Origin of the sequence: Thauera sp. K11, from assembly GCF_002354895.1 — a bacterium.
GTDB classification, from domain to species: Bacteria; Pseudomonadota; Gammaproteobacteria; order Burkholderiales; family Rhodocyclaceae; genus Thauera; species Thauera sinica.
In genome coordinates this window covers 3,940,437-3,962,104 of record NZ_CP023439.1, presented here as the reverse complement: position 1 = coordinate 3,962,104, position 21,668 = coordinate 3,940,437, and the positions used below count along the sequence as shown (strand labels likewise).

At 62.9% G+C, this 21,668-nt stretch carries 24 protein-coding genes; 18 read left to right on the top strand and 6 right to left on the bottom strand.

Annotated elements, in window-relative coordinates; all coding sequences use genetic code 11:
- Position 1 precedes the first annotated feature (1 nt).
- The 14 genes from CCZ27_RS17360 to CCZ27_RS17305 all read left to right on the top strand — a co-directional run bounded on the left by CCZ27_RS17360 (position 2) and on the right by CCZ27_RS17305 (position 9,409).
- On the top strand, positions 2-652 hold the full coding sequence (locus CCZ27_RS17360) for a Rab family GTPase (protein WP_096450279.1): 651 nt from the start codon (positions 2-4) through the stop codon (positions 650-652).
- A gap of 14 nt (positions 653-666) precedes the next feature.
- On the top strand, positions 667-1,053 hold the full coding sequence (locus CCZ27_RS17355; RefSeq protein WP_198363164.1) for a hypothetical protein: 387 nt from the start codon (positions 667-669) through the stop codon (positions 1,051-1,053).
- Positions 1,054-1,584: 531 nt separating this feature from the next.
- Entirely contained in the window at positions 1,585-2,046 is a 462-nt protein-coding gene (locus CCZ27_RS23660; RefSeq protein WP_157748622.1) for a hypothetical protein, read from the top strand.
- 68 nt (positions 2,047-2,114) lie between these two features.
- A complete protein-coding gene (locus tag CCZ27_RS17345) occupies positions 2,115-2,690 on the top strand; it encodes a cold shock domain-containing protein (protein WP_096450275.1) in 576 nt (191 codons plus the stop codon).
- Between the two features lie 139 nt (positions 2,691-2,829).
- Positions 2,830-3,363: an SH3 domain-containing protein gene (locus CCZ27_RS17340; protein ID WP_096452736.1), complete on the top strand. Its 534-nt coding sequence runs from the start codon at positions 2,830-2,832 to the stop codon at positions 3,361-3,363.
- Between the two features lie 111 nt (positions 3,364-3,474).
- Positions 3,475-3,741, top strand: a complete 267-nt coding sequence (locus CCZ27_RS17335) for a hypothetical protein (RefSeq protein WP_096450273.1) — start codon at positions 3,475-3,477, stop codon at positions 3,739-3,741.
- A gap of 36 nt (positions 3,742-3,777) precedes the next feature.
- Positions 3,778-4,278, top strand: coding sequence for a restriction endonuclease (locus tag CCZ27_RS17330; protein ID WP_157748621.1), 501 nt, complete (start codon positions 3,778-3,780; stop codon positions 4,276-4,278).
- A gap of 219 nt (positions 4,279-4,497) precedes the next feature.
- Entirely contained in the window at positions 4,498-5,202 is a 705-nt protein-coding gene (locus CCZ27_RS23655; RefSeq protein WP_157748620.1) for a hypothetical protein, read from the top strand.
- A gap of 200 nt (positions 5,203-5,402) precedes the next feature.
- Positions 5,403-6,167, top strand: a complete 765-nt coding sequence (locus CCZ27_RS17325; protein ID WP_096450269.1) for an SAM-dependent methyltransferase — start codon at positions 5,403-5,405, stop codon at positions 6,165-6,167.
- 62 nt (positions 6,168-6,229) lie between these two features.
- Positions 6,230-6,850, top strand: a complete 621-nt coding sequence (locus CCZ27_RS17320; protein ID WP_096450267.1) for an HD domain-containing protein — start codon at positions 6,230-6,232, stop codon at positions 6,848-6,850.
- 62 nt (positions 6,851-6,912) lie between these two features.
- On the top strand, positions 6,913-7,431 hold the full coding sequence (locus tag CCZ27_RS17315) for a M23 family metallopeptidase (protein ID WP_096450265.1): 519 nt from the start codon (positions 6,913-6,915) through the stop codon (positions 7,429-7,431).
- 57 nt (positions 7,432-7,488) lie between these two features.
- Positions 7,489-7,701, top strand: a complete 213-nt coding sequence (locus CCZ27_RS23650; RefSeq protein WP_157748619.1) for a hypothetical protein — start codon at positions 7,489-7,491, stop codon at positions 7,699-7,701.
- A gap of 190 nt (positions 7,702-7,891) precedes the next feature.
- Positions 7,892-8,881, top strand: a complete 990-nt coding sequence (locus CCZ27_RS17310) for a hypothetical protein (protein ID WP_096450263.1) — start codon at positions 7,892-7,894, stop codon at positions 8,879-8,881.
- A gap of 159 nt (positions 8,882-9,040) precedes the next feature.
- Positions 9,041-9,409, top strand: coding sequence for a thioredoxin family protein (locus CCZ27_RS17305; protein ID WP_096450261.1), 369 nt, complete (start codon positions 9,041-9,043; stop codon positions 9,407-9,409).
- Positions 9,410-9,503: 94 nt separating this feature from the next.
- Here the strand turns inward: CCZ27_RS17305 and CCZ27_RS24565 are convergent, their stop codons facing one another.
- Both CCZ27_RS24565 and CCZ27_RS17295 read right to left on the bottom strand, forming a co-directional pair.
- Positions 9,504-9,890: a CstA-like transporter-associated (seleno)protein gene (locus tag CCZ27_RS24565; protein WP_096450259.1), complete on the bottom strand. Its 387-nt coding sequence runs from the start codon at positions 9,888-9,890 to the stop codon at positions 9,504-9,506.
- A complete protein-coding gene (locus CCZ27_RS17295) occupies positions 9,883-11,940 on the bottom strand; it encodes a carbon starvation CstA family protein (protein WP_096450257.1) in 2,058 nt (685 codons plus the stop codon). Before CCZ27_RS17295 ends, CCZ27_RS24565 begins: the two co-directional genes overlap by 8 nt.
- Positions 11,941-12,251: 311 nt before the next feature.
- On the opposite strand from CCZ27_RS17295, the gene CCZ27_RS17290 reads away from it, so the two are divergent.
- A complete protein-coding gene (locus tag CCZ27_RS17290) occupies positions 12,252-13,163 on the top strand; it encodes a bestrophin family protein (protein WP_096450255.1) in 912 nt (303 codons plus the stop codon).
- 18 nt (positions 13,164-13,181) lie between these two features.
- Here the strand turns inward: CCZ27_RS17290 and CCZ27_RS17285 are convergent, their stop codons facing one another.
- The 4 genes from CCZ27_RS17285 to CCZ27_RS17270 all read right to left on the bottom strand — a co-directional run bounded on the left by CCZ27_RS17285 (position 13,182) and on the right by CCZ27_RS17270 (position 16,332).
- Positions 13,182-14,126 (bottom strand): ribose-phosphate diphosphokinase, encoded by a 945-nt coding sequence (locus tag CCZ27_RS17285; protein WP_096450253.1) that lies wholly within the window; start codon positions 14,124-14,126, stop codon positions 13,182-13,184.
- Between the two features lie 70 nt (positions 14,127-14,196).
- A complete protein-coding gene (locus CCZ27_RS17280; RefSeq protein WP_096450251.1) occupies positions 14,197-15,417 on the bottom strand; it encodes an exo-beta-N-acetylmuramidase NamZ family protein in 1,221 nt (406 codons plus the stop codon).
- A 6-nt stretch (positions 15,418-15,423) separates the two neighbouring features.
- A complete protein-coding gene (locus CCZ27_RS17275; RefSeq protein WP_096450249.1) occupies positions 15,424-16,020 on the bottom strand; it encodes a DOMON-like domain-containing protein in 597 nt (198 codons plus the stop codon).
- A 105-nt stretch (positions 16,021-16,125) separates the two neighbouring features.
- Complete coding sequence (locus CCZ27_RS17270) at positions 16,126-16,332, bottom strand: hypothetical protein (RefSeq protein ID WP_096450247.1); 207 nt, start codon at positions 16,330-16,332, stop codon at positions 16,126-16,128.
- A 275-nt stretch (positions 16,333-16,607) separates the two neighbouring features.
- Between CCZ27_RS17270 and CCZ27_RS17265 the strand changes: the two genes are divergently transcribed.
- From CCZ27_RS17265 to CCZ27_RS17255, 3 genes are all read left to right on the top strand, one after another.
- Positions 16,608-17,933, top strand: a complete 1,326-nt coding sequence (locus CCZ27_RS17265) for a tryptophan--tRNA ligase (protein WP_096450245.1) — start codon at positions 16,608-16,610, stop codon at positions 17,931-17,933.
- 272 nt (positions 17,934-18,205) lie between these two features.
- Positions 18,206-21,274 (top strand): transglycosylase domain-containing protein, encoded by a 3,069-nt coding sequence (locus CCZ27_RS17260; protein WP_096450243.1) that lies wholly within the window; start codon positions 18,206-18,208, stop codon positions 21,272-21,274.
- Positions 21,267-21,662 carry a RidA family protein gene (locus CCZ27_RS17255; protein ID WP_096450241.1) on the top strand — a complete coding sequence of 132 codons (396 nt, stop codon included), beginning with the start codon at positions 21,267-21,269 and terminating at the stop codon, positions 21,660-21,662. The genes CCZ27_RS17260 and CCZ27_RS17255 overlap by 8 nt, the downstream gene beginning before the upstream one ends.
- Positions 21,663-21,668 lie beyond the last annotated feature (6 nt).

Genomic DNA, 21,668 nt, shown 5'->3' with positions numbered 1-21,668 from the left:
TATGTGGTGGCTTGCAATACCTGTTATTGGATTGGTCGGTAAAGCCATCTACGATGCGGTGACCGATGAAGATGAAGCGCCATCCCCACGGAGAAAAACAACTCTTGAATTGAATCTTGAGCGTTTAGAGGAACAACTACGATCTCATTCTGGATACAAAATAGCGATTCTCGGCCAGCCCGGGGCGGGTAAATCATCTTTGCTCAAAAAGATGACCAACGGAAAAGTTAAACCCTTGCCCGTTATCGGTGCTCAAACTGACGCAACAGACTGGTCTAGTGACACCGCTTGCAACTTACTCAGCGTTTACGAACGCTATGTGTTTGCAGACGTTCCGGGTTACGACACCTCATCACACCCTCTTTATGTATTTTCTTCATCTTTTCCATTCAGATATTTTGATGCATTTATTTTCGTGATTCATGGAAAGCTACACTCTTCGGATGAGGATGTTTTTCGCTTAATTGCCAGATCGGGAAAGAAGATTTCTATCGCAAAATCATTTTCTGACAGTCTTGAAAGCGACGATATCATGTCTGTTGAAAACGATATACGAATGCGCCTCTCACTTTCAGATTCAGCTTCCATACTGTTCTTTAGCAATAGGACAGGCGTTGGCATTGATTCTGTTTTTAATTCAATTAAAAATTAGCACAAAGACATAACATGGCGGTCCACCGGACGCTGCGCGATAAGGCCGCGCAGCGTCCGGTGACCTCTACGTTCGGCGTCACCATCACGCAGGCAGTACAGGGAGGTAATTTTATGACTCGAAAAGACGCAATCCACAAACTGCTAGACGATGCTGCCATGGAGTTACTTGGGTTCATCAAAGATTGCGAGTCAAAGTTCAAGGACCGCGATCGCTGGGTGCCTGCGGCGGAGATTAAGGACAGCCTCGACCTCAATTTTGTCGCCGTTCCGCGGAGCGGAAAGCAGTACGGTCCGAAAGGATGGGTGTTTGCCACGCTCGCACGGATGCTTGAGGACAAGTCGCTCGTCGAATACAAAAAGACCGGGAGCCGCGCTTTTTATAGGTCTGCTCACAAGTGAACGAAAAGCACGCTACCCACTGCACGACACCGAACCCGGCAGTCGAGCGGACCTTCGCGAAAAGCCGCGCAGGCCGCTCACTTCTACGTTAGCGCCTAATCAATTTTCAACCACCAGAAGGAGAAATCATGCTGCGAATCGCCACGCTAGTTACCGCAACTCTCATTTTTTCTCATAGCGCATATGCGCAGGAGGTAATCAAGGTAAGCCGTGCAGAATATGCTGCTGATGTAAGCAATTCAGCTGATTGCACAGATAAGCTAGGACAGTTGTGCGATGGCAAATCACGGTGTGTTGTTAAGGCTACAAACTCCCTTTGCGGGGACCCTAAGGACGGCATCGTTAAGACACTGACGGTCGAGTTCTCCTGTGGGAAGACAGGGAAGCAGGTTTCCGCAAGAGAAAATTCCAACGCGACACTAAATTGCCAATAAGTCCGCTAACCCTTCGCTCCAGCCGACCGTCAAAAAGCTGCGCTTTTTGTCGTCGGCTGAGCTAGCACGTTAGGCATCTGAATATGGACCTAATACCATGCAATCGTTAGACGCAAACTTTTGGATAGGACTGGCCCTTGCCATCCCTCTCTCCGTTCTTGGAAATCTTGCGACTCCATGGTTTCAACAATTATTAAGTCGGCAGAGTGAGCGTCGCGCAAAGGCGCATGTGGAAGAAATGCTCAGTGAGCTTTCTGAAATTGAAGAACTCGCAAAGAACCCGAGCATCCTTATGCTCGACTTGCTTCGTGAAGTACTTTTTATCATTCTCATAACGACTGCATCCGCAGTTATTTTTGGCACGATGGCTTGGCTGAATAGTTTTTTTCCAACGAACAAATGGCTAAGCGTCTCCCCTCTCATGCTTATCTCGGTAGGCATAATGATTGCGAAATACTCCTTTGACGCCACGATCAAGGCACGAAACGTCCGTCACTTGAATAAGCATCGCGAGGTCATAAAAAGAAGACTAAAGGAGCTGGGGCATGACGTCGCCTAACCCATCATTCCACCGGACCTGCGCGAAAAACCGCGCAGACCGGTGAATTCAAACGTTAGACATTTCATATGCGCATCGAAGGCACTCTTTCCAAGTGGAATGACGACCGGGGCTTCGGATTCATCACTCCGGCCCAAGGTGGTCAGGAGATTTTTGTCCATATTTCTACGTTTCCCAAGGACGGGGTACGCCCTACGCTCGGAGAAAAGCTCACCTTCGAGATTGAAACCGACAAAAACGGAAAGAAACGGGCGAAGAACCTCTTTTGTCCAGAGCGTCCAACTGCTAAACGTCCTCCCACTGCACCTTCTGTACCTTCCCGTAGACCTGCCTCCTACCACCGCACAGAACGTCCTGGCTTTTTCGCTCGGGTCATTCCGTTGCTCGTTGTGGTGGGGTTGGTTGCCTACGGTTACAGTGAATACACTCGCCGTGCCGCTCCGTTGACTGCAAGCTCAGCCAAGCCAGAAATTCAGACACCGCCGCAGACCTATACCTGCGACGGTCGCACCCACTGTTCACAAATGACGTCCTGCGCTGAAGCCAAATTTTTCCTTCGCAATTGCCCCAACGTTCAAATGGACGGCAACAATGATGGCGTACCCTGCGAGCAACAGTGGTGCACGAGTCCTTTCGCAAAATGAAAGTGCCGTCTCACCAGCGCCGACTTTTCTTGGTCACCGCCATGTCTAACATTCCGCTCCAGAGGGACGCTTCGCCGGCAAGCCGGCTTCGCGCCCCTGAGCTAGCACGTTGGGCCGCAAGGCCGCACAGGTGGATCACATGAAGAAAATTGTTGTTGTAGCTCTCTCTTTGGCTGTTTCCGGTAGCGCGTTCGCCCAGGCATCTAAGCCGGGTACGTACTACGTCAAGGAGGCGGCACTTGAGGAACGATTGGCGCCGAGTGCGAGTGGAAGCGTAACCAATCGAATCTACCGAAGACAAAAGGTTGAGGTTTTTGAAATCAAGGATGGCTGGGCTCGCGTTTCCAAATACTATGACGGAGCGGTTGAAGGGAAGGCCAGTCAAGTGGCCCGATGGGTTCTTGCCAGTGGTCTTTCTTCAACTCAACCCGCTGAGCTTCCCCAGCCGTCAATCCAATCCGATCCGCGCATCGCTAAGGACGCGATCCCCAAGGTTGGCCAACACGGCCTGACTGAGCAAGACGTTCAAATCCTTCACAAGGGTGCGCTGAGGTTCCTAAATTCCGGGAAGTGCTCCCGCGTTGAGTACGGAGACAAAAGCACGAGTAAAGCCAATACCTATTACGTCAACTGCGGTGGTCCCAATTTGTTCTTCACCCCAGGTGACGTGTGATTGCGGCCCAACCCATCATTCCACCGGACCTTGCGCATAGAGCCGCGCAAGGCCGGTGAATTCAAACGTTAGCGAGCGACGAATTGGCACGAACGAAAGGAGCCAACAACTATGGACTCAACAGCCTCTATTGACCATCCGCTAGCGATTGTTACGCAAAGACTCTTCGAGGACGAGCCTTCCGAACGGCAACAAGAGATCGCTAGGGAGGTTATCGCGTTCTATGAGAATGGGCGTGATGATGTTTTCTTTAGCATTGCCGACCAGATGCTGACAAAAGCGGTCACCCAAAAGATAGAAAGCCATTTGAAAAAACTTATCGCTTTGTCCGAAGAAAGATCGGTCAACGGATTCTCTTTTGAATTCGAAATCGCCTAACCAATTGTTCTAGATGCGCACAGAATACTTTCCGGCTTGGAACAAGTTTATAACGCTGACCTTACGCACGTTGGTCGAATTCTGAGTAATCCTGACTATCGAGAATCGGTAACAAAGCTGATAAGAGAAAAAATTGACCGATATATTGAATTGTTTAAAGCGCGAAACATAGATATTTTTGACGTGTATGGAAATACGATTCAATATAAAACCGGCGCAGACTACAAGGAATATGTCGGTAGAGCTTTCGAAGAAGCCGGATGGAATATTAGCAGAACCCCCGTTACCGGCGATCAAGGGGCCGACCTCGTATGTATTAAGGCTGGATTAAAGCTCGTCGTGCAATGTAAGTTTTATTCAGGAAATGTAGGCAATGCAGCTGTTCAGGAAGTACATGCTGCAAGAGGTTTCTATGATGCAACCCATGCCGCGGTAATCAGCAATGTCGGTTTTACGCGCTCTGCAATTGAGCTTGCCGGGAAGCTTGGTATTCTGCTTGTACCTGATGAAAAGTTGGAACAATTTGTACGAGGATAGATCACTTGACAACTAAATCGCTCGCTAACTAATCGGTCAAGCGGGACGCTACGCCGGCAAGCCGGCTCCGCGCCCCTTACCTCCAACGTTATGCGGCAAGAGTGCGAAATGCCGGTTGCGGCCACCAGCGGCCATTTGCAGGATAAAGAGAGGTAAAAGACTGGAATCCGGTTGATGTTTGTACTAATGGCGACTTGCCATCACCCCAAGGACATAGGCATGTGGCGTACTTTTTTCACTATTCTTTTGGGAGCACTGTTTTCGACGTTTCTTTGGGCTGCCGAGCCAACAGATCTGAAAAAGCTTGAGGCGGTACTAAGAGATGGTGATTTCGTGACTTTTCCGGTCCGTCTGTCAAAAGACTCACAACTCGAACTACGGTTGCACTGCACGAACGATGTAGGCAGTATTTTGTTTTGGGATATTCCGTCGCCACGTAAATACCAAAACAACAGTCGCACCTGGCAGCCACCGGTCGAACTGGAAGCTGAAACAGTACGGCAACTAAAACAGGCATCATATTTTCGATTTGGCTGTGAAAGTCTCAAAGGACCAGAGTGGGTACAAGTCGAATACCCCCCACTCGTCCCCGGTGTCCGCGTGGCTGTTGACCGGGCAGGTGCAATTCTTGAAGGCAATATAGCGATCATCAGGGTTGCATTGCTGATGCCGAAACAGGACTTTGACACGATCAACAAAGCCCCTTATATACAAATCCGTAGTCTTATGGTTTTTAGTTGCGCGGAGAGGAAAAAGCTTACTGGCGCAAACCGATATTATCTTGATCATTTCAATATACTGACGACGATTTCCTATACGCAGCAAGGAATCGAGCATGGTGAATATGTTGACGTGATGGCTGACTTACCAATCATGGAAGTTGCCTGTGACCCAGAAAAGCTAAAGGCACTTCCCCCAATTTGACCTAGCATCGAACGCCTGTTTTTCTCCGGCCAGATTGTCGCCTTTGGTCGCTAGTGACCAATCAGGAATGAATGCCATATAAAAAATCCGCATAACCCATCATTCCACCGGACGCTGCGCGATAGAGCCGCGCACCGCCGGTGAATTCAACCGTTAGGCCTTTTACCCAATATATTCGCAATCTTTAGGAAATTTACGCATTGGACATCCCACGGATATTCAACATCACGGAAAGTATGCACCGCATCCACAATCCGTTTACGCCTGATAAGTTCGCCACTCTCGGTGCTGCGCTGCGCCTAGAGTCAGGAGCGCGAGTGCTTGACCTTGGTAGTGGTTCAGGCGAGATGCTATGCACTTGGGCACGCGACCACGGCATTGTCGGTACTGGCATCGACATGAGTCCCCTGTTCACCGCACAGGCGAAACAGCGTGCTGAAGAACTCGGCGTTGCCCATCAAGTCGAGTTCATTCACAACAACGCAGCGGGCTACGTCTCTGACGAGAAAGCTGATGTGGCAGCTTGTGTCGGTGCCACCTGGATTGGTGGAGGCGTCGCTGGCACTATCGAGCTTCTGGCCAAAAGCCTGCGTACCGGCGGAATCATTTTGATTGGCGAGCCTTACTGGCGGCAGTTGCCGCCAACGGAAGATATTGCCAAGAAGTGTTTTGCCAACTCAATCTCCGACTTCCTCATTCTTTCAGAGCTTGTCGCGTCCTTCGGCAACCTTGATTACGACGTTGTTGAGATGGTTCTAGCCAATCAAGACGGTTGGGACAGGTACGAAGCGGCCAAGTGGCTCACAATGCGCCGATGGCTTGAGGAAAATCCCGACGATGAGTTGGCAGAGGAGATCCGTTCCAGGCTGAGCACAGAGCCTGAACGCCACGCAGCCTACACGCGCGAGTATTTGGGTTGGGGCGTTTTCGCGCTCATGCCCCGATTCGATTCCAAAAAGGCTTAACAATTCATTCAAGCCGACGCCGCTTCGCGGCGCGGCTTAATTTCAGCATTAGCCCCCAAGACATGCAGTTCCTCCAGCAGTCGTGGCAAAGAGCCTGGGTTGCGTTGGGCGCGCAGCCTGATCGAGCCCTGTTCGAACAGGTGGTCGATTGCTACAAGGAGTCGCATCGCAAGTACCACACGCTTCAGCATCTCCGGGAGTGTCTTGAGAAATTGCAGCCTGTGCTCGAGTTGGCCGAGCATCCTGGTGAGGTCGAGCTTGCACTGTGGTTCCATGATGCGGTGTATGAATTGAGGCGCGAAGACAATGAATTGCAAAGTGCGCTTTGGGCCAAGCGGGAACTCGCAGCGAGTGGTGTGCCGCTGGAAGCGGGGGAGCGGGTCCAGGCGCTCGTGTTGGCCACCAGGCATTCGGCATTGCCGGTATCCCAGGATGAGCGCTTGCTTGTGGATATCGACCTTTCCATCCTTGGAGCGGAGCCCGAGCGATTTGCCGAGTACGAGCGCCAAGTGCGGGAAGAATATGGCTGGGTGCCTCGCTGGCTGTTTCGCCGCAAGCGGTTGGCTGTACTTCGTGAATTCATAGGCCGCATCTCGATTTTCAGCACCGAGCATTTCCATGATCAGCTTGAGGACCAGGCGCGTGAGAACCTTGAGCACTCCATTACCCGGCTTGCGGGCTGACATTTCCTTCCACGCGATGGCCTTCGGCAGCGTGTGGAGCCAGGCTTGACACCAGTCGTAGCATGTCAAAATCCAAGAAAATCGTTGTTTCATTTCTTCTGCTGTTTTTGGCAGGCTTCATGGTTCCAGAGCGGATCAAGATTCCCGTGGCGGGTGCTTCGAAAAATGACTGGAATCAGCAGTCATTCTGGTTTGAGCCTTGGGGTACTTCTGGTGTGCATAAAGGCATCGATATCTTTGCGGATCATGGCCGGCCTGTCGTGAGTACAACGGACGGCATGGTTCTTTACACTGGCAACCTCGCAAAAGGTGGCAATGTAGTTGTTGTCCTGGGCCCGAAATGGCGGCTTCACTATTTTGCGCATCTAGAGACTATTGATACTTCGTTTCTCAGTCTTGTATTGTCAGGCGAGGCAGTAGGTACGGTGGGCGATAGCGGGAATGCCAAAGGCAAGCCACCTCATCTCCATTATTCCATCGTCCGGTTGCTGCCCGTGCCTTGGGCCATCGATGCTTCCACACAAGGCTACAAGAAAGCATTCTTTATCAATCCTGGTTCATATCTGGGTGGTCAGGTATAACAGGTCGTTCGGGCGGGGCGCGCTACGTGCGCCCGCTTGACTCCAGCGTTGGAGCGCATGTTCAAGGCCATCGCGGCTTGGTGGAAACTCGAGGTGCAAGAGCGTCGTGACGCTCTCGTGTTCGAGCGCCAGGTGGTTGTGCGCCTTGACGACGTCCGCGTTTCCGTAGCCTATCCGGGTCTTCTCAAAGTCGAACAGCCGCGGCGCGGGGCGGCTCCGGCCGCCGGCTGGCGGGTCGTCCCGCCGCGCCGGCCGTCGAAGCCATCCTGAGCCGCACCCCGCTCCTGATCCGCTGCCGGAAACGGGAGTGCCATCGGGCGAAAGATTCCGTAGATCAAAGATTTCCTTCCTTTCGGCAAACGCGCCGCTCCGCGCGGAATGGAAAGATGTGCCCATGAGACCGGCGGGGCGCACCGCGCCGAGACGCTGCTGGTAGACATCTGCGGAAGGATCGATCTCTATGGCAAGCAAGAAGCACCTCATGGCCTTCGCCATGTTCTTCGTACTGCCCGGTGCGCGATGCGCGCCGGCGGCGCCGAACGCGGAAGGCACGCCCTGGAACCAGCGCACCTGGGAGCAGCGATTCGTCCAGTCGGACTACGAGGACGCATTCACCTTCAAGCATGGCGAAACCTTCTATCGCGACCCCTTCGTCTGGGCCGTCACGAAGGAGTTCGCCGAACGCTTCGGCATGCCCAGGCAGTGGATCGACCCGGCGCTGAAAGGTGCGCTCGCCGTCGCCTGGCGCATCACCACCATCGGACGGCCCCTGTGCGGCCTGGGCGGCGATCCCGAAGCATGCTCGCCGGCCTTCACCTGCCAGATGGACATCTACGTCGATAACGACGCACCGATCCCGTGGCGATTCGACGACGTCGAGCGCGACTTCCTGTGGCCCGGGCTCAGTTCCCTCGACTACGTGCCCAGGCGGCCGCCGGCGCCGAGACGGTCGCGCTATGACTTCGAGGATGGCCGTCTTGGCAGCAAGGGGGTGCCGTTCCACAAGACGGGTTGGGAATACAGGAATGGAGACACCGAGATCGGATTCTTCATTTCCTATTTCGACCGCGCCTATGAGCCGGGAATAACGCTGCTGGGCTTCAGGAGTGCCTGCCCCAGCCGCTCGAGCAATGGCGCTGCCGCCCTGCGGTTCTTCACCGAGGAAGAGCAGAGCCGGACGCAGGGGTGGATAGAGAAGTTCGTCCACACCGTCGAGTTCTCCGATGCCTTCATGCGCAGGATCACCGACATCTACCGGCGCGAACGGGAAAGGCACCAGAAAGAGCATTCCGCCTGCGGACAGATGACGCAGCGGCTTCTCCCCGGCCCGAAGCGATACACCGGCGTCCGGCTCATCGACCTGCTCGGCCGGCCGGGCATGCGCGCCAGCCCGTTGCCCGAAAGGGAAGCGGATGCGGGCCGCCGGGTGGGCGTGACGGCGGCTCCGTAACCCGGTTGCCGAATATGGGAACCGCCGCACGCGCGACGGTCCGGCCTGGGAAGAGGAAACCGCGGATCCCTGCCGCAGGGCGCGCAGTCGCCGTGCGATGCCGGCGAGGGCGTGTGCATTGGGGTAAGCTGCCGGCTGACCTCAAACCGGAGCACGGACATGGGCAGCGTCGAGATCACTGCAGAGAATTTCAACGACGTCATCGGCAGGAACGACATCGTCTTCCTCGATTTCTGGGCCGCCTGGTGCGGCCCTTGCCGGAATTTCGCGCCGGCCTACGAGGCCGCCGCCGATGCCAATCCGGACATCGTGTTCGGCAAGATCGACACCGAGGCGCAGCAGGAACTGGCCGCCACGTTCCAGATCCGTTCCATCCCGACGATCGCGGCGATCCGCGAGGGCATCATGGTGTTCCGGGAGTCCGGCGCGCTGCCGGCGAATGCGCTGAACCAGGTCATCGAAGGGGTGCGTTCGCTCGACATGGATGCGGTGCGCGCCGACATCGCCGCGCAGCAACAGCAGCAGTGAGGCGCGCGGTACGGGCGGCCCGTCCGTACCGGTCAAGAAAACGGCGGCCGGGATTTCCCGGCCGCCGTTCTTTTCGTGGCGCTGCCGTCCGCGCTCAGCAGGGGCAGCGGCTGCCGCTGCGTTCGGCACTGGGGAAGCGCGCTTCCAGGCAGTAGCGGTAGAACTCCTCGCGCGTAAAGGGCGTGGCCTCGGGGTGGCGCGAGCGCATGTGGTCGAGGTAGTACTCGTAGTCGTGGATGCCGATCACCAGGCGGCAGGTCTGCACCACCTTCTTTGCCACGTCGCGCAGGCCGGTGAGCCAGTTCGATCCCAGGCTGTAGCGTTCGAACTCGGCCTCCGACATGGGCACCGCGTCCGCCTGCCGCGCGCGCGTCTCGGCCACGTAGCGCGCGTAGGCGTCGTCGAGCCCGGCCTCCGCCGCGGCCGGCGCCATGGCGGCGCCGGCCTTGCTGCGTCCGGTGAGGCAGGAGAGGTCAAGCATTGGCGACCGCCGGGCGGTATGTCACCGGCGCCTCCATCGCGGTCGGCGTACGGCTGGCCAGGGCCTTGCGGATCACGCCGAAGGCGGCGATCACCATCGTCACCGCGACGATCATGAAGAAGCCGCACAGCGCCGCATTGATCTGGTTGTTGAAGGCGACGCGGCTCATCTCTTCGATGGATTTTGCCGGCGCCAGCACGGTGCCCTGTGCGGCGGCCTCGTTGAACCTGTTTGCCAGGGCGAGGAAGCCGATCTTCGGGTTGTCGCTGAAGATCTTCTGCCAGCCGGCGCTCATCGAGGTGATGAAGAGCCAGGTGGTCGGCACCAGGGTGACCCAGGCATAGCGCTCCTTCTTCATCTTGAAGAGCACCACGGTCCCGAGGATCAGCGCCATCGAAGCCAGCATCTGGTTGCCGATGCCGAACAGCGGCCACAGCGTGTTGATGCCGCCGAGCGGGTCGGTGACGCCCTGATAGACGAAGTAGCCCCAGCCCGCGACCGCGAGCGAGGTGCCGATCAGGTTGCCGACCAGGCTGCGCGTCTGGTGCAGGCCGGGGATGACGATGCCGGCCAGGTCCTGCACCATGAAGCGGCAGGCGCGCGTGCCGGCGTCGACCGCGGTGAGGATGAACAGCGCCTCGAACAGGATCGCGAAGTGGTACCAGAAGGCCATCATCGCCTTGCTGTTGAAGATGTCGGTGACGATCACCGCCATGCCCACCGCGAAGGTCGGCGCACCGCCCGCACGCGACAGGATGGTGTGCTCGCCGACGTCCCTGGCCATCTGCGTCAGTATCTCGGGGGTGACGACGAAGCCCCAGCCGTTGATGACCGTCGCGGCCGACTCCACCGTCGTGCCGATCACCGCGGCGGGCGAGTTCAGCGCGAAGTAGACGCCGGGGTCGAGGATGGTCGCGCAGATCAGCGCCATGATCGCCACCAGCGACTCGCCCAGCATGCCGCCGTAGCCGATCATGCGCATCTGGCTTTCGCGCTCCACCAGCTTGGGCGTGGTGCCGGAGGAGACCAGGGCGTGGAAGCCCGAGCATGCGCCGCAGGCGATGGTGATGAACAGGAAGGGGAACAGGCTGCCCGAAAACACCGGGCCGGTGCCGTCGATGAAGCGCGATACCGCGGGCATCTTCAGGTCGGGCAGGACGATGACGATGCCGATCGCCAGGCCGACGATGACGCCGAGCTTGAGGAAGGTGGAAAGGTAGTCGCGCGGCGCCAGCAGCAGCCAGACCGGCAGCACCGAGGCGATGAAGCCGTAGATGACCAGCGCCAGCGTGAGCTGCGGGCCGGTCAGCGTGAACAGGGGGCCCCAGTATTCGCTCCTGGCGATGTCTTCGCCGAACACGATGGCGGCCATCATCAGCACGAAGCCGATCACCGAGATCTCGGCGATGCGCCCCGGGCGGATGAAGCGCATGTAGATGCCCATGAACAGCGCGATCGGGATCGTCATCGCGATGGTGAAGGTGCCCCATGGGCTCTCCGCCAGCGCCTTCACCACGATCAGCGCCAGCGCCGACAGGATGATGACCATCACCGCCAGGGCACCCAGCATCACGACCACGCCGGCGAAGGGCCCCAGTTCCTGCTTGGCCATCTCGCCCAGCGAGCGGCCGTTGCGCCGCGTGGAGATGAACAGCACGAGGAAGTCCTGCACCGCGCCGGCGAGCATGACGCCGACGAGGATCCAGATCGTGCCGGGCAGGAAGCCCATCTGCGCCGCCAGGATGGGGCCGACCAGCGGGCCGGCGCCGGCGATGGCGGCGAAGTGGTGGCCGAACAGCACCCACTTGTTGGTCGGCACGTAGTCCAGGCCGTCGTTGTAGCGTTCGGCCGGCGTCATGCGCCGGTCGTCCAGCTCGAATACCTTCTCGGCGATGAACTTGCTGTAGAAACGATAGGAAATGGCGTAGCAGGACACTGCCGCCAGCACCAGCCACACTGCATTCACATGTTCGCCACGGCTGAGGGCGAGCATGGCAAAGCCGGCCGCCCCCACCAGGGCGACGAGCAACCACACTATTTTGGATTTCACGCGGGGTCTCCGAAAGTTGCAACGGAATCCGGGGCGTGCCGACTGTCTCCCGGGCGGGCAAACCACGGCATCGACGGACCCGCCGCGAGGGCGAATTATTGTTATGAGCCGTTGATGCAACCGGACGAATGCATTCTAGGCGCAGCCGATGGCTTTGTCTCTTGTGCAGGTGCGCAAACGGCGCTTTCCGTTGCGCCCGGCAGCCGCTCCGTCCGTTCGCGCGCGCTGCCGGCGGATGTCGCGAACATCGTCTCGCTGCGGCGCAGAAGCTGTCAGAATTCACGCCTTTCCGGCCTGCCCCGCGTCCGCCCGTGATCATCCGCCCCCGCCCGCACTGGATCCACCTTCTGTTCGTCCGCCGCGGCTCGCTGCTGCCGCGCATCCTGTCGCAGCAGATCTTCGTGCTGCTGCTGTCCTGCGCGGTGGTGGTCGTGCACGGGCAACTGTTCCACTGGAAGGTGACGCTGACTTCGGCGCCGTTCTCGCTGATGGGGGTGGCGCTGGCGATCTTCCTCGGCTTTCGCATCAACGCGAGCTACGACCGCTACTGGGAGGCGCGCAGGCTGTGGGGCACGGTGCTCATCGAGGGGCGCAACCTGGCGCGGCACGCGCTGACGCTCACCGGCGGCGGCGTCGATGCGCGGCCCTTCGTGCTGGGGCTGATCGCCTTCGCGATGGCGATGCGCAACCAGTTTCGCGGCCGGCCGCGGCAGGAGGGGCTGGAGGGTCTGCTGCCGGCGGAAACGGTCGCGCGCGTGCAGGCGGCGCGCTGCGCCCCGGCGCTGATCCTGCTGTGGCTGGGGCAGTGGCTGCAGGGCGTGCGCGAGGCGGGGCACCTGTCGCCGATGCTGGCGCAGCACATGGAGCGGTCGGTAGACGAGCTGTCCGCCGCGCTCGGCGGCTGCGAGCGCATCGCCAACACGCCGCTGCCCTTCACCTACACGGTGATCCTGCATCGCAGCTCCTACCTCTACTGCATGATGCTGCCGTTCGGCCTGGTGGACACGATCGGCTGGATGACGCCGCTGGTGGTGGGCTTCGTGTCCTACACCTTCTTCGCGCTGGAAGCGCTCAGCGACGAGATCGAGGAGCCGTTCGGCACGATGCCCAACGATCTGGCGCTCGATGCGATCGTCGCCGGGATCGAAGCCAGCCTGCGCGAACTGCTGGGCGAGACGCCGGCCCCGGCGCCGCAGCCCGACGCGGCGTTCATCCTCAACTGAGCGTGCGCCGCGGCAGACCTATTCGAACAGCGCGCCCACGCTCTCGCCGCTGTGGATGCGCTCGATCGCCGCGGCGAACAGCGGCGCCACGCTGAGCACGGCGATCCTGTCGAGGCGCTTGTCCGGCGGCAGATGCACCGTGTTGGTGACGACGAGGGAGTCGATGCCGGCGTTGCGCAGGCGCTCGATCGCCGGGCCGCACAGCACGCCGTGGGTGGCGCCCGCATGCACGCTGCGCGCGCCGGCCGCCCTCAGCGTGGCGGCCGACGACACCAGGGTGCCGGCGGTGGAGATCTCGTCGTCGAAGATCACCGCGTCGCGGCCGGCCACGTCGCCGACGACGTCGCCGTGCTTCACCGCGGTGTCGCTGGTGCGGCGCTTGTCGATGATCGCCATCGGGATGCCCAGCCGCTCCGAGAAGCGGCCGACGCGCTTGGCGCCGCCGGCGTCGGTGGCCACCGCGACCATGTTGCTGATGTCGTAGTTGTTGCAGAAATGCTCGGCGATCGACGGAATGGCGGTGAGGTGGTCTACCGGCACGCTGAAGAAGCCATGCACCTGGTCGGCGTGCAGGTCCATCGTCAGCACGCGGTGCGCGCCGGCGGTCTTGAGCATGTCGGCGATGAGCCGGCCGGTGATCGAGATGCGCGGCGCATCCTTCTTGTCCGAGCGCGCGTAGGAATAGTAGGGAATCACCGCCGTGATGCGCTGGGCCGAGGCGCTGCGCAGCGCGTCGAGCGTGATCAGCAGCTCCATGATGTGGTCGCTCACCGGTTCGGTGAAGGACTGCACCACATAGACGTCGCGCTCGCGCACGTTGTCGCCGATCTGCACGCGCAGGTTGTCGTTGGAAAAGCGCGAGATGTCGAGCCGGCCGAGCCGCCGTCCGAGGCGGGCGCAGATTTCGGTGGCAAGGTCGCGGCTGGCGTTGCAGGCGAAGATCTGGAGGGCGTGTCTGCTCATCGGTGGCCTCGGGCGGAATGGCGCAGGCGTCGGAACGGGCGCAGGCGGCGGGAAGCTGCGTTGTACTCCCTTACGGGTAGAGCAGGAAAGGCCGGCGCTCGTCGCACCAGGCCGCTTCGTCGGCCGCGGCGGGCCGGTCGAGCCCGGCCGGCGGGGCGGAATCGTCGTCCACCCATTCGCGCAGCAGCGGCGAACCGTTGATCAGGTCGATCGCCAGCCGGCCGCGCTCGTACTCGTACGGGAAGTCGCGCCACAGCGGGTAGGCGGGATGCAGCCTGCGGATGGCCTTGAAGGCGAGCGCCTGCAGCCGCCACGGGCGGAAGGCGGCGTGGTCGTAGTGCGCCGGGTCCTCGACGTGGATCTGCACGCCGTTGCACAGCTTGCCGGCGTGCTTGTGGAAGGTGGGCTCGAACCAGCAGTCGCGCAGCACGCAGCCGGCAAGCCAGTCCGGCGCCAGGCGGCGCATCTCGGCGATGACGGCGCGGGCGTCGAGGTCGGGTGCGCCGAACAGCTCCAGCGGGCGGGTGGTGCCGCGGCCCTCGGAGAGCGTCGTGCCTTCCAGCATCACGGTGCCGGCGTAGCAGCGCGCCATCGACAGGTTGGGTGCGTTGGGGCTGGGGTTGATCCAGCTACGCTCGCCCAGCGGCCAGCCGCAGCCCGGCGCGGCATCGGGCTGCCAGCCCCGCATCGCGACGACCTGGCAATCGACGTCGAGCTTCAGCGTGGCGACGAACCAGCGCGCCAGTTCGCCCATGGTGAGGCCGTGGCGCATCGGCAGCGGGCCGGCGCCGACGAAGCTTTCCCAGCCCGGGCGCAGCGTCGTGCCTTCCACCGGCCGGCCGGCCGGGTTGGGGCGGTCGAGCACCCACACCGCCTTGCCGTGCCTCGCCGCTTCTTCCAGCACGTAGCGCAGCGTGGTGATGAAGGTATAGATGCGGCAGCCGAGATCCTGCAGGTCGACCAGCAGCACGTCGAAGCTGTCCATCATCGCCGCGGTGGGGCGCCGCACTTCGCCGTACAGGCTGAACACCGGGATGCGGTGCAGCGGATCGACGAAGTCGGGCGACTCCACCATGTTGTCCTGCTTGTCGCCGCGCAGGCCGTGCTGCGGGCCGAAGGCGGCCGACAGGCGGATGTCGGGCAGCGCCGCAAGGGCGTCGAGCGAATGCGTCAGGCCGCGGGTGACCGAGGCCGGATGGGCGAGCAGCGCGACGCGGCGGCCGGCGAGCGGGCGGCGCAGCGCGGCGTCGTCCAGCAGGCGGTCGAGGCCGGATTCGAGCGGCGCGGGCATGGCCGTTCAGCCCTTTGCCGGCGGCGTGGTCAGCACCATCGCAAAGCTGGCGCGCTGGTGGAAATCGGGCATCGGCGCCGCATGGTGCAAGGCCCAGTAGGCGAGTCCGCCGCCGGCAGTCTCGAGCACTGCCGCCACGCCGACCGGCAGGCTGGTGCCCGGCGCGCAGGCGGGCAGGGCGGCCGCCGGCAGCACCACGTCCAGGCCGAGCGCATCGTCCTCCCGCTGGAACACGATCTGCGGCGCGACGTGCGGATCGTTCGCCGCGTCGCGCACGCGGCAGGCGCCGAAGGCGTAGGCAGCCCACTGCCCGGACGGCGAAAAGTTGAACTCGCGGTACGCCTCCTCGCCGGGTTCCCCGACGAACACCTCGAAGCAGGTGTGCTTCCACAGATCGTCTGCGGGGCCGGGCGGCTGCGGCGCGGGAATCCACAATCCCGCCACCTCGCCCTCCAGACGGAAGGCAAACGCGAAACTGCCGTCCTCCAGGCTGCGGGCCGAGAGCCGGATGCCGCGCACCGTGGTGGCCGGGCTGGTGGGGTGGGGGCAGAGGGCGACGGTGATGGTCGGCGCGGGGGGGCGGTCGGAGAACGGACGGTTCACGGCGAAGTCGGGTCGAATGGCGAAAGGCGCCCGCCGGCGGCGGGCGGCGCGGCCGCAATGGTAGCGTGTAAGCGGGTCCGCGCGGGCCGCCCCGTGCATGCCCGCTCAGTCCTGTGCGCCGTCCGGCTTGCCGAAAGCCTTCTCCCATTCCGCGTCCGACAGGGCGATTTCTTCCACCTCCGGCTTGCGCGGATCGGGTCGCCGCCGCCGTTCGCGTTCGCCGAAACGCGGCCCGACATCCACCTGCCGGCGGTCCACGCCGGAGCGCCGGTCCGCGCTGCATCGCCTTCCATGCTTGGTGTGATCGCTCATGCCTGGGGCACCCGAAACAGGGCGGCCGTCCCGTACGTGGCCGCGCTGCGGGGCGGTGCGGGATCATGGTTGTCGTGTTGCAGCGCCTGTCACAAATGATAGTGCAGCATCGCAGGCGCTGCCGGAGGCGGGAATGCGCCGCTGCAATGTCCCCGCCATTCGATCGCCGGCGGCCGAGGCGCGCCGGCGCGGACGGCATCCGGTCTGCAGCCGGCCCCGCCAGGCGCTACACTTGCGCCCTTTCACACCGTGCCAACGCATCGCCGGAGCGATCCATGTCCGCCAGCCATCCGTCCGTCCAGCGCATCCTCACCGGGATCACCCCGTCGGGTACGCCCCACCTCGGCAACTACGCCGGCGCGATCCGCCCCGCGATCGCCGCCAGCCGCCAGCAGGGCGTGGAGAGCTTCTACTTCCTGGCCGACTACCACGCGCTGATCAAGACCACCGACCCGGCGCGGGTGCAGCGCTCGACGCTGGAGATCTCCGCCACCTGGCTGGCGGCGGGGCTGGACACGGAGCGGGTGTGGTTCTACCGCCAGTCCGACATCCCCGGGATCCCCGAACTCGCCTGGCTGCTCGCCTGCGTGGCCGGCAAGGGCCTGCTCAACCGCGCCCATGCCTACAAGGCGGCGGTGGACAAGAACGTCGCCGCCCAGGAGGACGCGGATGCCGGCGTGAACATGGGCCTTTTCATGTATCCGGTGCTGATGGCCGCCGACATCCTGATGTTCAAGTCGCACAAGGTGCCGGTGGGCCGCGACCAGATCCAGCACATCGAGATGGCGCGCGACATGGCGGCGAGCTTCAATCACCTGTACGGCGAGCATTTCGTGCTGCCCGAGGCCGAGGTCGACGCCTCGGTGGCGACGCTGCCCGGCCTGGACGGCCGCAAGATGAGCAAGAGCTACGACAACACCATTCCGCTGTTCGCCCCGGCGGCCGAACTCAAGCGGCTGATCTTTTCCATCGTCACCGACTCGAAGGCGCCCGGCGAGCCCAAGGATGCCGAGGGTTCGGCGCTGTTCCAGCTCTACCAGGCTTTCGCCGGCGCCGAGGAGGCGCGGGCGATGCGCACCGCCTTCGAGGACGGCATCGCCTGGGGCGAGGCCAAGCAGGCGCTGTTCGAGCGCATCGACGCCGTGGTGGCGCCGATGCGCGAGAAGTACGAGGCGCTGATCGCCGAGCCGGAACGCATCGAGCGCCATCTGCAGGAAGGGGCGGCGAAGGCGCGCGCCATCGCCACGCCCTTCATGGCCGAGCTGCGCCATGCGGTCGGCCTGCGCAACCTCGCCACCGCGCTCACCGCCGGGGCGGCCGACAAGCCCAGGACTGCCGCGCTGCCGCAATTCAAGCAGTACCGCGAGGCCGACGGCCGCTTCTATTTCAAGTTCGTCGATGGCGACGGCCGCCTGCTGGTGCAGAGCGCGGGCTTCGAGTCGCCGCGCGAGGCCGGGCGCTGCGTCGCCGCGCTGAAGCAGGGCACGCCGTTCGACATCGACGGCGACGGCGTGTACCTGGACGGGGCGCGCATCGGCGAACTGGCCGAGGCCGCGCAGGCCGTGCAGGTGCGCGAGGCGCTGGCGGCGCTGGCCGCCTGACGCGTCCGCGCCTTCGTCCGGCCCGCCGCGCCGGCATCCGGTCCTCCGCTGCCACTTACGTCACGGCGGCTGCCGCAGCGGTGGTTTTTCGATCGACGAATGCCGGATAATTGGTGCAACGCAATGCGATACCCGCAAGACCGTCCGTGATCTCCGAAGCCCCAGCCGCCGCAGCGCCCGATTCCGACCCCACCGATCCGGCAGCGTCTGCGCGGGCCGGGCACGCCGATGCCGGGGCGGCCGACGGGCCTGCTGCTCCATCCCGGCCGCGCGTGGGCTTCTTCCGCCTGCTGCGCTGGCTGCTGCTGATCGTCCTGCTCGTCGGCCTGACGGCGCTCGCCATCCTGGCGGCGGACGAGATCCACAGTTCGCGCCTGCAGGCGCGCTACCTCGCCCGCTATGCCGCGGATCTGAACTACGGCGTGGTCGAGGGCGCGAGCGATGCGATCCGCTTTCCCACGCACGGCCCCTTCGACCAGCGCATGGGCTACGTCGATCTGCCACTCATCACCCAGCGCCTCGCCGAGCGCGGTTTCGTGCCGACGCACCAGGCGCGCTTCTCCGACGAACTGATGAACTACACCGGCCACGGCTTCTTCACGCCCTACCGCGAGAAGACCCGCGCCGGTCTCGATCTGGCGGACTGCCACGGCGAACCGCTGTACCAGTTCCGCTACCCCTACCGCCACTACGCCGATTTCGCCGCCGTCCCGCCGCTGGTGGGCCAGGCGCTGATGTTCATCGAGAACCGCGACCTGCTCGATGCGTCGCGCCCCAGGCTGAACCCGGCCGTCGACTGGGTGCGCTTCACGCGTGCGGTGCTGGCGCAGATCGGCCGCATGGTCAACGAGGATCTCGATGCGCCCGGCGGCAGCACGCTGGCGACGCAGATCGAGAAATACCGCCATTCGCCTGACGGCGTGACGTACGACGCGCGCGAGAAACTGCGCCAGATGGTGTCGGCCAGCGTGCGCGCCTACCGCGGCGGCGAGGAAACCCTGCCGGTGCGCCGCGAACTGCTGCTCGACTACCTCAACACCGTGCCGTTGTCGGCCGCGCCCGGCCACGGCGAGGTCAATGGCCTGGGCGACGGCCTGTGGGTATGGTTCGGCGCCGATTTCGACAAGGTCAATGCGCTGCTCGCCGCGCCGCCCGGCGAGGGCAGTGCGCTGGCGGCGCAGGGCCGCGCGCTGCGCCAGGTGGTGGCGCTGATGATCGCGCACCGGCGCCCGTCCTTCTATCTGGCGCGCAGCGGCCGCGACGACCTTGCGCAGCTTACCGACAGCTACGTGCGCCTGCTCGCCGATGCCGGCGCCGTCGCTCCGGCGCTGCGCGACGCGGCGCTCGCCGAGCCGCTCAAGTTCCGCGATCTGGTGGCCGATCCGGCGCTGCTGCCGGCCGACCTCGGCAAGGGTGCGACGGCGATCCGCGCGCGCCTGGCCGGCATGCTCGACGCCTCGCTGTACGAACTCGACCGCTTCGACGTGGCCGCCGCCGCCACCCTCAACGGCCCGCTGCAGCAGGCGGTGAGCGATTTCCTCGGCAAGCTGCGCGACCCCGAGTTCGCGCGCAGCCAGGGCCTGATCGGCGAGCGCATGCTGGCGCCGGCGACGATGGACGGGGTGCGCTACAGCTTCAACCTCGTCGAACGCACGCCCGGCGGCAACCGCGTGCGGGTGCAGACCGACACCTCCGACCAGTTGTTCGACATCAACGAGGGCAGCAAGCTCGAACTGGGCTCCACCGCCAAGCTGCGCGTGCTGGCGACCTACCTCGAGATCGTCGCCGAACTGCATGGGCGCTTCGCCGGGCAGTCGGCCGACGAACTGCGCCGCATCAAGGTGGAGCAGCGCGACAATCTCACCCGCTGGGCGATCGAGTATCTCTCCTCCGCCCGCGACGGCAGCCTGCCGGCGATGCTCGAGGCCGCGCTCGAGCGCCGCTATTCCGCCAGCCCCGGCGAGAGCTTCTTCACCGGCGGCGGCGTGCATACGTTCAACAACTTCAATGCCGGCGACAACGATCGCAGTCCGACGATGCGCGAGGCGCTGCAGGGCTCGATCAACCTGCCCTTCGTGCGCCTGATGCGCGACGTCGTGCGCCACACCATGTACCAGGTGCCGGGCAGTACCGCGCAACTGCTGGACGATGCCGACGATCCCCGGCGCATGCAGTACCTCGCCCGCTTCGCCGACCGCGAGGGCCAGGTGTTCCTGCGGCGCTTCTGGCGCAAGTACCAGGGCAAGACGCCCGCCGAAATCCAGGCCACCTTCCTCGACGGCCTGCGCCCGGGCGCCGACCGCCTCGCCGCGGTGTTCCGCTACCTGTCGCCGCAGGGCGCGCCCGAGGAGCTCGCGGCCTTCCTGCGCAAGCGCCTCGCGGATGCCGACCTGACGGACGCCCGCATCGGGCAGTTGTACCAGCGCCATGCGCCCGAAGCCTTCGACCTGCCCGACCGCGGCTACGTGGCGCGCGTGCATCCGCTGGAACTGTGGCTGGTCGGCTACCTGTCGGCCAAGCCGGAGGCGAGCTGGCCGGAGACGGTGGAAGCGAGCGCCGACGAGCGCCAGGCGGTGTATCGCTGGCTGTTCCGCACCCGCTTCAAGGGCGCGCAGGATTCGCGCATCTACACCATGCTGGAGGTCGAGGCATTCCTCGAGATCCACCGCCGCTGGGCGCGCCTGGGCTATCCCTTCGGCCACCTGGTGCCGTCCTACGCCACTGCGCTCGGCAGCTCGGGGGACCGGCCGGCGGCGCTGGCGGAGCTGATGGGCATCATCGTCAACGACGGCGTGCGGCTGCCCACCGCGCGCATCGAGGGCCTGCACTTCGCGGCCGGCACGCCCTACGAGACGCGCTTTGCCCGCCGCGCCGCCGCAGGCGAGCGGGTGATGCCGCCCGAGGTGGCGGCGGCGCTGCGCAACGCACTGTCCGAGGTGGTCGAGGGCGGCACCGCGCGGCGCCTTTCGGGCGCATTCAAGCTCGCCGACGGCACCACCCTGGCGGTGGGCGGCAAGACCGGCACCGGCGACAACCGCATCGCCATCGGCCGCGGCGGCGCCAGGGGCCTGGCGCTGAACCGCACCGCGACCTTCGTCTTCTACATCGGCGGGAACCACTTCGGCACGCTGACCGCCTACGTCATCGGCCCCGAGGCCGCCTCCTACCGCTTCACCTCCGGCCTGCCGGTGCAGATCCTGAAGTCCATGGGGCCGATGCTGCTGCCCCGCCTCGAACCGCAGGCCGCCGGCGGCTGCCCGTCGCCGCGGCTTGAGGTCGCGGCCACGCCCGGCAATAATCCGACGCTTCCGACAACGACGATGGAGACAGCCGATGAGTGACCGTGAAGCCATCATCCCGAAGGGGATGGAATACGTGTACGACAAGATCCACTACGCCCCCGCGGTGCGGGTCGGCGACACGGTCTATGTGTCCGGCCAGATCGGGCGCGACGACGACATGAAGCTGGTCGAAGGGACCGAGGCGCAGATCGTGCAAGCCTTCGAGAACCTGAAGACGGTGCTCGAAGCCGCCGGCGCGCAGATGAGCGACATCGTGGACCTCACCACCTTCCACACCGACATGCGCGACCTGCAACTGTTCATGAAGATCAAGGACCGCTACCTGACGCGGGACTTCCCGGCGTGGACCGCCATCGGCGCGGCCTCGCTCGGCGGCGCGCCCGGCTACATCATCGAGATCAAGGCCGTGGCGGTGCTGCGGCGCTGAGGCGCC